The 11,808-nt window shown below is 33.1% G+C and carries 11 protein-coding genes; 8 read left to right on the top strand and 3 right to left on the bottom strand.

The window, feature by feature from the left end; all coding sequences use genetic code 11:
- Positions 1 to 135: 135 nt before the first annotated feature.
- Positions 136 to 414: a hypothetical protein gene (locus EGT49_RS03745; protein WP_135371660.1), complete on the bottom strand. Its 279-nt coding sequence runs from the start codon at positions 412 to 414 to the stop codon at positions 136 to 138.
- Between the two features lie 104 nt (positions 415 to 518).
- On the opposite strand from EGT49_RS03745, the gene EGT49_RS03740 reads away from it, so the two are divergent.
- From EGT49_RS03740 to EGT49_RS12705, 8 genes are all read left to right on the top strand, one after another.
- Positions 519 to 1,637, top strand: a complete 1,119-nt coding sequence (locus tag EGT49_RS03740; protein ID WP_246013793.1) for a hypothetical protein — start codon at positions 519 to 521, stop codon at positions 1,635 to 1,637.
- Between the two features lie 21 nt (positions 1,638 to 1,658).
- Positions 1,659 to 3,143 carry a glycan biosynthesis hexose transferase WsfD gene (wsfD, locus tag EGT49_RS03735; protein ID WP_135371656.1) on the top strand — a complete coding sequence of 495 codons (1,485 nt, stop codon included), beginning with the start codon at positions 1,659 to 1,661 and terminating at the stop codon, positions 3,141 to 3,143.
- Positions 3,136 to 4,242, top strand: coding sequence for a hypothetical protein (locus EGT49_RS03730; protein ID WP_135371654.1), 1,107 nt, complete (start codon positions 3,136 to 3,138; stop codon positions 4,240 to 4,242). Before wsfD ends, EGT49_RS03730 begins: the two co-directional genes overlap by 8 nt.
- A gap of 39 nt (positions 4,243 to 4,281) precedes the next feature.
- Positions 4,282 to 4,698, top strand: coding sequence for a hypothetical protein (locus tag EGT49_RS03725; protein ID WP_135371652.1), 417 nt, complete (start codon positions 4,282 to 4,284; stop codon positions 4,696 to 4,698).
- A gap of 43 nt (positions 4,699 to 4,741) precedes the next feature.
- On the top strand, positions 4,742 to 5,971 hold the full coding sequence (locus EGT49_RS03720) for a glycosyltransferase family 2 protein (RefSeq protein ID WP_135371651.1): 1,230 nt from the start codon (positions 4,742 to 4,744) through the stop codon (positions 5,969 to 5,971).
- Complete coding sequence (locus EGT49_RS03715) at positions 5,964 to 8,039, top strand: cellulose biosynthesis cyclic di-GMP-binding regulatory protein BcsB (RefSeq protein WP_167849746.1); 2,076 nt, start codon at positions 5,964 to 5,966, stop codon at positions 8,037 to 8,039. The genes EGT49_RS03720 and EGT49_RS03715 overlap by 8 nt, the downstream gene beginning before the upstream one ends.
- A complete protein-coding gene (locus EGT49_RS03710; protein ID WP_135371647.1) occupies positions 8,026 to 8,883 on the top strand; it encodes a GGDEF domain-containing protein in 858 nt (285 codons plus the stop codon). Before EGT49_RS03715 ends, EGT49_RS03710 begins: the two co-directional genes overlap by 14 nt.
- A gap of 427 nt (positions 8,884 to 9,310) precedes the next feature.
- Positions 9,311 to 9,433 (top strand): hypothetical protein, encoded by a 123-nt coding sequence (locus EGT49_RS12705; RefSeq protein WP_281275445.1) that lies wholly within the window; start codon positions 9,311 to 9,313, stop codon positions 9,431 to 9,433.
- Between the two features lie 372 nt (positions 9,434 to 9,805).
- Here EGT49_RS12705 and EGT49_RS03705 read toward each other — a convergent pair whose 3' ends face one another.
- Both EGT49_RS03705 and EGT49_RS03700 read right to left on the bottom strand, forming a co-directional pair.
- Positions 9,806 to 10,981 carry a site-specific integrase gene (locus EGT49_RS03705; RefSeq protein ID WP_135371645.1) on the bottom strand — a complete coding sequence of 392 codons (1,176 nt, stop codon included), beginning with the start codon at positions 10,979 to 10,981 and terminating at the stop codon, positions 9,806 to 9,808.
- Positions 10,982 to 11,250: 269 nt separating this feature from the next.
- Positions 11,251 to 11,799, bottom strand: a complete 549-nt coding sequence (locus EGT49_RS03700; protein ID WP_246013791.1) for a DUF5067 domain-containing protein — start codon at positions 11,797 to 11,799, stop codon at positions 11,251 to 11,253.
- Between the last annotated feature and the right edge of the window lie 9 nt (positions 11,800 to 11,808).

Here is an 11,808-nt window from a genome sequence, read left to right as displayed (position 1 = left end):
ACTTGGCGGTGAAACGACTGAAGACGTTTCTTTACTAGTATATAGAAATAAGGTCCAGAAATCATTAGGATTTCTGGACCTTATTTTTGTCATCTAGGACTTTTGTCCCAAACTCTTTTTTTGAGTTTAAATTAATTATTCACGTGTGATTCCTAAAACAGCAGTTGATTTAATGGAATTCTTATTTTTCCCAAAAGTCATCCAATCGCTAGCACTAATTAAACCTTCCAACTTGTTTTCTTCATCATCTTCAGTTACTTTACCGTCCTCGAATTTGCCTTGAAAAATGCAATCGAGATAGTAGTGATCGGCATTGCTTGCCATGACAGATGATTGATATTTCCAAGCAGTGATGAATGTGTCATCTGTTACTTCGATATTTTTCCCGTTGATTAAATTTATTTGAATAGCCATGAAACCGCCTCCTTAAATTTGATTATAACAAAAACACAAAAATACACCTAAAAATATTATAATTAACTTGAGAACTTCAATTAATGGTATTGGAGGATGTATTGTTGCAAAGAAGTATTAAGCTGATTTTTATGGTTTTGTTTTCTGTATTACTCACAGGGTGTTCAAGAGAAGAGATTCATGTAACTACCCCTAATGGAGAAAGTGGTTTTTCACAGACAACTGATTATGGCCAATATCCTAATCAGGAAAAGAAATTAAAATCATTTATTGAAAACGGACTTTTAACTAAGTCTGGAATTTATACTAATTTTAAGAAGCAATCGTTTAAGGAAAATGCTGCTCGTGGCCATGAATTGTTATCTGAGTCTTCAGGAATGTGGCTAGAATATTTGGCCTACAATCATAAATATCGAGAATTTAGAGAATTTTATAAGGAAACTAAGAAGACTTTCGATTTAAAAACGCAATTTAGTTATCGTTACACTCCTAGCAAAAACAAAAAGTTTTCGGTAAATGCCACTTTAGATGATTTGAGAATAATTAAAGCGTTGCAAATGTATGGAGAAGCTACCGGAAATAAGAAATATAAAAAAGAAGCGGCCACACGTTTTGCTATGTTACAAAGAAATACAATGAGCAAGGGTAAGATAGCAAGCTTTTATGATACGGATTCTAAGAAACAAAGTGCAGAAGGATCCTTAGCGTATTATGATTTTCAAATTTTAAAGTATTTTGAAGATACTAAGAGTGGTCGGAAAATGTATCAACAACAATTGTCTGTTGTTCAAAATGGCTATTTAGGAGATGCTTTTCCGTTGTATGCTTCTAGCTATAATTGGCAAAGTAAATCATACAGCAATAACGATTTGAATACTTCTGAAGCAATGGAAACTCTATTGCACTTGGCGAAAATTAATAAGCTTCAAAAAGCATCCTTGAATTGGTTAACGCGTCAAGTAAAAAATAATACTCTTTATAATACTTATTCAGTAAATGGCAATATTGTTAATCGTTCTCATTCTGCAGGTAGTTATGCAATTGCGGCGATGATTTTTGCAACAGAGCATGATAAAAAGATGTATCAAAAGGCAATGAAACTTGTTTGGAAATATCAGGTTTTAGATAAAAATTCTGATATTTATGGTGCTATTGGTATTGAACACCAAAATGAAGCTTATTCTTTTAATAATTTGACCACATTACTAGCAGCCAATTATTAGTACAAAGGAGTAAAAAAATTAATGAAAAAATTTTTTAAAACTTGTTTTATCAATTTTTCCAAATGGGTTTCTCCTGCCTTGTTCGGTACAATATTGGTTGCTTTGATCAGTGGGTTTATTCTATTTGTACCACCAATTCATGGATTGGCCGATAATGGGGACTTTTATCGTTCGATTTTAAGTAATGGAATTTATCGACTACCAACAAGTTACAGTCAATATAGTGATTACGTGATTCCCAAATTTGGGATTATGCAATATTTTAATGAAAATAATGTTTCTGTTTTGTCATCTCAAACGCTGTTTATTCAATTAGCATTAATTCTAAATAAACTTTTTTATAGTAAAAGTATTTTTACGATTCAATTTATGGGATTAGTTTATTATCTTTTTTATTTGGGTGGAATATATTTATTGATCAATGCTCTGGTTCATCCATTTAGAAAATTAAAACATTACTTTCTTGCACTATTAATTGTATTAATTTTTGCTGACTCCGCCTACACGCTGTATTTTAATTCTTTCTTTGCGGAACCTGGAATGCTGGTTTTAATGGTTTATATTTGTGCCGCAATTCTTTCACTAGCAAGAAATGTGTATTCAAAAAGATGGCCGATGATAACTTTATTTTTCGTATCGACAGTTTTATTAGTTACTAATAAGCAACAAAATGCTCCCTTGGCACTGAGTTTTGGTGTGGTTGCAATTGGTATTATGTTTTTACCACATTTTAAAGCAAGACGAATGGCCACTGCATTGGGAATTATTATTGTCTTACTTTCAGGCGTAGGTATTTATAAATCAATCGGTTCTGAAATTGTTGGTGCCAATACTTTTCAAACATTTTCTCATGGAACTTTGTTGGAAACGGGTGATCCAACTAAAAAAATTGAACGTGGTGGTGTTGATGGTCAATTTGCTTTGATGAGGAATGAAAATTATTATTCCAAAGATTATGCCACCTTGGATCCAAGTAGCCCCTACGTTGAAAAACATTTAATGAATAAGACGGGTTTTGGATGGATTATTCGTTATTATGCCGCTAATTTAAAACAATTTAATAATTTGTTAGATTTAGCCGCGAAAGATATTACGGCCGTTCAACCAAGAGCTGTCGGTGATTTTGTTAGGAATTCAAATCATAAGCCGGGCGAGCAGGTTAAATATTTTACCTTCTATAGTTCTTTGGTGGGGGCTTTTTTCCCAGGAAAGTATGCTTTCGATTGTTTGTTAGCAATTGGATTTATAGCCGTTTATAGTGTTGGTCTGTATTTAGATTTTAAATCCAATCGATATATGGGTATATTGCGTTTCTTTTTGATTTTTGGATTAATGACAATAGTTATTTTTGTACCAATTGTTTCAATTGTTGGTGATGGGGATGCAGATTTAGCTAAACATTTATTTTTGATTCCGATAAGTTTAAATATGTCATTGTTAGTTTTTGTTTCAGATTTGATCAACCATACGTTGTGGAATACGAAGGGGGATAAGGCAAGTGTCTAAAAGAAGAATTCTGTTAATTTTTGTATTACTTGCAATTTTTGCGATAGACTTAGCTTTTCCTCAAAGTGTTGAAGCTTCAGATACTAGTAATCGTGTTTTATTAGTTTATGACTCTAAAAATGATGTTAAAAATGACAAGGTTAATATTGATGCATTACAACGTAGTTTAACTAGTATGAATTTGCGGGTAAAAACTTTACAGCAATCGGATTATAAAAAAGGTATGTTGAGTAATAAAAAGTATTTGGGGGTTATTACGATGGTCAATTGGCGCCAAGTCGGATTGACCAATCAAACCTTTATCCGTGATAGAGATAATTTTTCAGGTATAAAGTTACATATTGGGGAAGGGTTAACCTCAACGGAAATAAAACAGTTAGATTCTCAAGTTGAAAAAATTTATCAGCAGCAATTGATATTATCAGATGGACATGATAAAGAAACCCTGCCTTTTAAGCAGAGTATTACTGTGGTAACAAAGGTAAATAAATCAGCTAAGCAAATTGGCTTGCTATCAACTCAACAAGCAAACCAAAAGAGGTATCCATTTGGTTATATCAATGGAAAACAAGGCTATTTACCTTTTTTTTCAAATGAAGGATTAAGTTTGATGGTTCAAACTAAGATGATTGCTCAATTGTTTAATCGGATCGGGAAGTATCAACCCCTTTTGACGATTACAAATGTTACACCCTACACGAATTTGGCAACGTTAGATAAATTAAGTTTATTTCTTTACAAGAAAGAAATCCCGTTTGCCGTAAGTATGACATCTGTGAGTGATAATGCTGAAATGAAGGCTTTTGATAGATTTACTGCAGTATTAAGAAATGTAGAGAATCGCGGTGGGATTATTTTCCTACAGACACCAACTGTAAGTTCGGGTATCGATTCGGATGGACAGATCATCAATAAGAATTTTTTGACGTACATTGTTAGTTTGGCAAGACAACAAGTTTTTCCAGTAGGCATTAGTTCTGAGGGCTTTTGGAATCAGGATAAAATTTTACGAACAAATTCTCTAAAATTTGCGGATCATTGGTTGTTATTACCGAATGGAGAAAAAGTAAACTACGTTAATGAGGATAATGATGCCTAAATCTCTAAAAAAACCTTTTTTGGAATGTCAGTTTCGTCAATGAACAACGTTAAAAAGAATGATGAAACCTCTTTTAATATTCCAACTGCTTTAACTATTTCGATGCCATACAGTCAGAAGCAGTTAGAACATGTTGAAAATGAAATCGTGGGTTTGAATCTAAATTGGTTTGATCCAGTTGATGATGATCTTAGAACAACGTTGAATACAGAAACGACAGCCTTACAATATAAGCATGGACAATATGTAGTTAATGGTAAAATAGAAGATATACATCCAGCAAGTTCGGACTTGAATAAACAGTTTTCTGATGGGAAATCATCAGCTTTATTTAGCGGATATTTTAGAGTTCAAGGTAATATTCTTGCAGTATTTTTTGTTGTAATCATGATTGTTCTACTGATTTTCATTTTTATTGGTCAAAAGATTTATTGGAACAGATTCAGACGTAAGTAATTGGAGAGGGGATGTAAGTATCTCAGTATTAGACTTTTTTCTAATGATTGCAGTTATTTCCATCTGGGGAACTTTAGTAGTAAATCTTATTTTAACTGTGGCTGGGTATACGTGGTATCTAAGACATGTTCCTAAACCAGATCCACAACTTCCAAAAGATCCTCCTTTTGTATCGATCTTAGTTCCAGCTCATAATGAAGGGATAGTTATTGTTAAGACGGTCTTATCTTTATTAAGTTTTGATTATCCGCAAGATAAGTATGAAGTGATTGTGATTAATGATAACTCTAGTGACAATTCAGCTGAATTATTGAATGGGCTTCAAGAGCAATTTGGTTATCACCGTTTGAAAGTTATTAATACTGATAAAAAAACTGGTGGTAAAGGTAAATCAAATGCTTTAAATATAGGCTTAAAAAGTGCTAAGGGTAGTTTGATCTCGATTTATGATGCTGACAACACACCAGAACATGGTGCACTGAGAATTTTGGTAGCAGAGCTTCTCGAGGATGATCGACTTGCTGCCGTAATTGGGAAATTTAGGACTAGAAATAAGAATGCCACTCTTTTGACACGATTTATCAATATTGAAACATTGTCATTCCAGTGGATGGCACAAGCCGGTCGGCAACAACTATTTCACCTTTGTACCATACCTGGAACTAATTATGTTATTAGAAGGTCAGTCATTGAGAAAGTAGGAGGCTGGGATGTTAAGGCTCTTGCTGAGGATACTGAAATAAGTTTTCGGATATATCAGATGGGATATCGGATTAAATTTCAACCTCGAGCAGTCACTTGGGAACAAGAGCCACAAACTCTTGATGTTTGGTTTCATCAGCGTACTCGGTGGGTCAAAGGAAATATTTATGTAATTATCAAAAATGCTAAGTTACTGTTTCAAAAGAAAGGTCGACCAATCAGGTTTGACTTACTTTACTTTTTGACAATTTATTTCTTGTTGATGACGTCGCTTGTTTTATCTGATTCAGTTTTTGTTTTGTCAGTAGCAGGAATAGTTCATTCAGATTTACAAGGATTCAGTAATTACCTATGGCTTTTTGCGGTATTGATGTTTGTAGTCAGTACTTTTGTTACGATAACAACAGAACGCGGTGAGTTGACCTTTAGTAATCTGTTGTTAATTGTATTTATGTATTTAGTCTATAGTCAAATGTGGCTTGCAGTAGCTGCATACGGAATGGTGGGGTATATTCGTGAACAAGTATTTCATAAACAAGCAAAATGGTATAAAACGAAACGTTATAAATAATTTGGTTAATGTTTGTTTAGTGCTTTTTCTACTATTGATTTTTTCAAATCCAACGACAGTAAAAGCGGCAGATAATCAAACTTATACTCAACAGTTTCAAAATAGTATTACAACGCTATCAGGAAAATCTGTAGAGTCAAATATGTATTTTACTAAGATGGACTATTGGGATGTTAAAAAGCTGACTTTCAATTTTAATTATCAAGTTTCACAGTTGGCTAATCGTAATGCATCAGATATAACTGTCTCATTAAATGGAGTTAAATTTTATTCTTTTCGCCCTGGCAATAAAACAGGGTTTCAAACTCAGAAAATTGACGTTCCGTTAAAACTGTTAAGCGGGAGTAATAAATTAACAATTAACGGACAAATTTTAGATCAGATGGACAATAAAAACTATCAATTACAACAGACTCCAGCAAATTGGTTAACGATTGGCGATGGGTCTAATGTTAATTTTGAGTATCAACTTAAAGAGGCCGAGAATACTTTGAGTTCTTTTTATGCACACTTTTCTGGACAGGATACAATAGCTTATCAAAGATCCAAAATTATTACAGCTGATAAACCCAGTTCTGATGAATCAACAGCAAGCATGATAGCACTATCTGGAGAGTCTAGAATTATTACAACTGAAAATGATCAGATACCTGTTTTGCAGGCTAAACACATAGATGCTAAGAAAAACGATTATATGTTAGTAATCGCTAAATATAGTAGTTTGCCTAGAGATTTACAAAAGCAGATCGATCCCAATTCGTTAAATGATCGGGCGATAATTAAAACGTATTATACAGATAATAAATATTACTTAATCGTTACTGCAAAGACAGGTTCACTTTTGAAAAAGGCTGCTCGCTTTGTTGCAAACGAAGAATTGATGAAAGAAACTAATAAATCATCTGAAGATGTTGATGAATCGACTGATACGTATACTTCTTCGCTTCATGATAATGGGACTCATTTTCTAACGACGACTCCTGATCAAATTCAAGGAGCTGGGCACAGAGAGACAAGTTATTTGGTTCAATTACCAAATGATCGTTCTAATGCGGATGGTTCTCAAGTGAGTTTGCACTTTAACTATAGTAAAAATTTAAACTTTAATAGATCTCTTGTGACCATTTATATTAATAACACAGTGGTCGGAAGTAAAAAATTAACGAAAGTCAAAGCAAATAAAGATACTTTGACCTTGAAGCTTCCTAGAGGATTATCATTGGGGAGCAGTTTTACTGTTCGGGTCGCTTTTGATTTGGAAATGAAAGATCAAGATACTTCAGACGACAGTAACACTCCATGGGCTTTTGTAGATCCAAGTTCAAAAATGTTAGTAAAATCAGAACGAAGTAACGACCTATTATTTACAAATTATCCAACAATGTTTATTTCTAACGAAACTTATAATGATATCGCGGTTGTGACTCCAAAAGATTTGGATGAAAACGACTTTAAGTCATTAACGAATATTTTTAATCTAATTGGTAACTTTGCTAAAAGTAATACTGGGACAATTAAATTCTATAATGAGGTCCCAAGTAAAAATGTTTTGAAGAACAGTAATGTAATTGTTTTGGGAACACCAAGCAATAATCAAATGATTAAAAGCTTGAATCCTAATTTGTATTTCAAGTATTCAAAGAATTACAATCGAATTGTTTCAAATGAAAAACTAAGTATTGAGAAGGATTATGGAAAACAGATTGGTACAGCTCAACTAATACGTTCACCTTATAATGATAAAAGAGGGATGTTGGTTGTAACTGGAGTTAATTCCTTAGATACTTATATTGCTAGTACTCAAATTAATTTTCAGAAGAATATTCAACAATTTACGGGTGATGCGATTGTTGTAGATATGAACAATGCTCATTACGGATATCGCTTTAAGAAAAATAAGGCAATTGATAAATCATTGGAAAATAAGCGAACATTTAGTAAAAACTCTCAGTTAATCATCTATTTAGGATTAGCTATCATAGTTATTCTATTAATTGTTTTAGCTGTTATTTTAACAGTACGAAAACAAGCGCGTCTGAATGGGGGCAAAAAAGATGAAAAACAATAATGACGAAAAAAAGTCTCTCTTACAAGATGTAGGATTGTTGGTTTTTATCTCACTTTTTAGTATTGCGGCAGTTTTAATGTCCCTCTCGGGTAATATTTTGCTAAATCTAATTTACTTGTTTTGTACAATTTTGTTATTGATGGTTACATATTTCTTTGGCGTTTTACCAAGTTTGATTGCCAATATTATTTTTATTGGTTTACAAGCTATAATTATGACTTATCAGTATGTTGTTCAGGTGAAAAGAATTCCTTGGCAGCTTAGTTTTTGGATGGTAATGCCAATTTTACTTTGCCTGGCACTTTATGAAATGACCAAAAATCAAATTGAGCTTCAGAAGTCAAACGGTGAGCTGAGAACGGCTTTAATTGAACGTGGAGCATTTGATGAGCAAACTAATTTGCGGACGACAGTGGCTTATATTGAAGATATAGCGGTGTTTGCCGAAACCAATCGTAGATTCGATATTCCTGTAACAACAGCTATTATCAAAATTCGTTATTTCAATGATTTGAAACGAATGATGAGTCCTAATCAGATGAAACTGTTGTTGAAGTTAACAACGGATGCTATCAAAGAGAAGACGCGGACAAATGATATTACTTATTTGTTAAATAATGATGATCCAACTTGGGCTATCCTTTTGTACACGGATGCTAAAGGGGCGGGAATCGCTACTAGTCGAATCAAGGATGGTTTTGAAAAGAAAGTTAAATCCAGTGATTCACTTTCAAACATGGCAATTTCTATGGTGGTCGGAATCGCTTCTTGGGATTCATCTACAATGAAGACACCGTATGACTTAATGAATGCTGGTATTCATGAAACCCAATATGATGTTTAAAATCAATATTTGAATTCAGACTATTAAAATTAATGCATACAAAAATACCCATCAACTCAATTTGAGCTGATGGGTATTTGCTATTTAAATGTCGTTTATCGATTTATTATAAGTAAAAAAATCGCAAAAAAGATAATATCAAGAATGGCCGACCATTCGTACCACCTGTCAGGTATACTAAACTCTACTGTGTTATGCCCCCGTTTACGAGGGTTCCACGACGGATATTCTTTTTTGGACATATTCTTCATTTTGCATCTTCTCCTTATTTGGTAATTCAATTATAATCACAATCGTTAAAAATTTCTACCATCAGCCTGTTATTTTTAGAAGAAAATTTAAAAATGTAAGGGCTTGCTTTTTATCGAATTAATTATATAATTAGTTACATCCGTTGAGTTAATAAGAAAAATTGGGAGGTAGACAAATGAAATATCAAGTTAGTCTAAATACAAAATCTCAATTGTTTACCGTTGTAGATACAAGTACTAAGCTTTTTGCAAACGGTAAAACAATTGAAGAAGCAGTCAATAAATTAAAAACTGTTTAAATAACAAATTATTTTTAAATATTAGTTAATAAATAGCTCACAGTTTGTCGCTGTGAGTTTTTTATTTGTTGTGAATTTATAGTTTCAATGAAAAAATCAAGTATGCTGTCTTCCACAACAAAATCGATTTTATTGATTCGGACTGAAAGACAATTTATTACTTTTCGTTTATTTAAAAGCGTTGGTTTTGTTCTTAATAACGCATTGTATTTTAATCGAAAAAAAAGCCGATCATCACTGACCGACTTTAAGCGAATTTCTATTTAAGCGAACTACGAGGACTATACCCTCAATGGTCAAAATGCCTTAATAGCAATAGGTACAAGGGCTACAGCCTACTAAAATATATCCGTGACACACTCGTGACACACTTTAAAAATTAACGAATTTAGCTAGGTTGTTAACCGTATCTAATTGTGTTTTAGTAGAGATGTGCCAATAGACTTTCATTATCTGAGATGTATCAGAATGTCCAAGTTGAAGTTGAACAGCCTTGATACTTGATCCAGATTCAAGCATGAGCGAGCATGCTGTATGTCTGATTCCGTGGACGTTAATACGTTTCAACTCATCTTTATGAGTTTTATTGTATTCATCGATAATGGACTGTAGCCATTTGTTGATTTTAGTTAAACTAAGTAATTTATTTTCTGTGTTGGGAAATAATAGCTGGTTAGGTTCAGTATCAATATTATATCCACGTGCAAGCATGTCTTTTCTTAGAAATGAAATCCAAGATTTAAGAATCTTCAAAGTTTGCTCATCAAGTCCAATGGTTCTAATTGAAGTCTTAGTTTTTGGTGTTGCAATAATTGGTACATTGTCAATGCCACGACTAACGGACTTATTGATTGATAAAGTCTTATTCTTAAAATCGATATCAGAAACTTGCAAGGCTAGTAATTCTCCTTTACGCATGCCTGTGAAGAATAGCACTCGAAATGCTGCAATGGCTTTCTGGTTATGATCAGAATATGTCTTATAAAGTTGGTCAAAGAATTTAGTTGTTTCTTCTTTTGTCCAAAAGTTTAAGGGCTTGTCATCAACCTTGGGCTTTTTTCTTGGCATGATGATTAGATCCATTGGATTCTCAAAGATGATTCTTAATCGAATAGCCTCTTTAAAAACCATGCTTGCGTAGTATTTAATCATCTTAAACGATGAGAACTTTAAAGACCACTTATTAACCGCTTCCTGACACATAGGAGCGGTTATTTTTTTAATCTCATACTTTCCAAGAGAGGGGATGATATGGTGCTTAAAAAGTCCCTTAACACGATTTAACGTGCTTTCCTTAACCGTGTTCTTGTACGAATCAAGAAAGTAGCCATAAACATCCTTATAAGTTAAATCGTTATCAGTTGAATATCCGTGATTATCAATCTCTGATAATTTAGCGTTAAGAAATTTTTGACATTCGGCTTTAGTCCTGAAACCACGCTTAGTAGTACGTTTTACTTTCTTAGTTAATGGGTCAATGCTACTAGGGTAGACACATCTCCACATCGTTTTGCCATTTTTTAATTCATATTTTGTAATTGTTGCCATAGTTTTTTTACTCCTTAATTTAGCGTGGGAGCATAAATTTTAGAGTTTAAACAGGCATCACCTCCTTAAATTTTTGAAAAATAAATAAGCCTACTTGAGACTTAGATTTATTTTTGTTGAAATTACTGGATTTGACCCTTCCAGGTCAAGTCATTAAATTTGATTGTTACTTTATTTCCTGAATGTTTTAGCCCATTTAGTATAGATTTCGTTTAAGTCATATCCCATCTACTTTGGTCGGTGAGGGATATGGCTTTTTTATTTTGTCTTTAATTTAACTTGTATGTCATTGATCCAAGACTTTTACCAGTAACAATATTTTCAGCAGTTAATTTAACCGGTGTGGTTGTATCATCTAATTCATATGAAACAGCCATTTCAACGGTTCCACCAACTTTAATTTCTTCAGATTGTGAATCTAAAAATCTATCATCAGGAAGTGAACCAACATCCAATTCATTGACTGAATCTTTATTATTATCCTGAATTGCTTTGAAAATACTTATCCAAGCCCCGTTTGGATCTAAGTCTTTAGCTTTCTTATTATGAACTTTGAACCAAAATGCCAATACAGGTTTTTCACCATATTCGTTTCCAGTTTCGCCAACTTGGATTACTTTTGTTTGAGTAATATCAATATCGTAATCCTTGGTTACTAACTTATTATCCTTGAAATAAGTTGATGCTTTCTTTTTAACCTTCACGGTTTTATCAGCTGTATCAGATTTTGAAGACGATTCGTTGCCACCGGAACAAGCTACCAATGTTGAAGCTAAAAGAATAGTTAACCCCGTTAATGCTAAACCTTTATTTTTCATAATTTCCTC

Origin of the sequence: Companilactobacillus suantsaicola (assembly GCF_004745525.1) — a bacterium.
In the GTDB taxonomy this organism is placed as follows: domain Bacteria; phylum Bacillota; class Bacilli; order Lactobacillales; family Lactobacillaceae; genus Companilactobacillus; species Companilactobacillus suantsaicola.
The sequence above is the reverse complement of the archived record's forward strand: the minus strand, read 5'-3'. Positions and strand labels throughout refer to the sequence as shown.

What these genes read in the sequence shown, in the direction of transcription:
- EGT49_RS03720 (WP_135371651.1), top strand. Translation starts at nt 4,742, where the DNA reads ATGATTGCAGTTATTTCCATCTGGGGAACTTTAGTAGTAAATCTTATT.
- EGT49_RS03700 (WP_246013791.1), bottom strand. Translation starts at nt 11,799, where the DNA reads ATGAAAAATAAAGGTTTAGCATTAACGGGGTTAACTATTCTTTTAGCT.
- wsfD (WP_135371656.1), top strand. Translation starts at nt 1,659, where the DNA reads ATGAAAAAATTTTTTAAAACTTGTTTTATCAATTTTTCCAAATGGGTT.
- EGT49_RS03710 (WP_135371647.1), top strand. Translation starts at nt 8,026, where the DNA reads ATGAAAAACAATAATGACGAAAAAAAGTCTCTCTTACAAGATGTAGGA.
- EGT49_RS12705 (WP_281275445.1), top strand. Translation starts at nt 9,311, where the DNA reads ATGAAATATCAAGTTAGTCTAAATACAAAATCTCAATTGTTTACCGTT.
- EGT49_RS03725 (WP_135371652.1), top strand. Translation starts at nt 4,282, where the DNA reads ATGAACAACGTTAAAAAGAATGATGAAACCTCTTTTAATATTCCAACT.
- EGT49_RS03705 (WP_135371645.1), bottom strand. Translation starts at nt 10,981, where the DNA reads ATGGCAACAATTACAAAATATGAATTAAAAAATGGCAAAACGATGTGG.
- EGT49_RS03745 (WP_135371660.1), bottom strand. Translation starts at nt 414, where the DNA reads ATGGCTATTCAAATAAATTTAATCAACGGGAAAAATATCGAAGTAACA.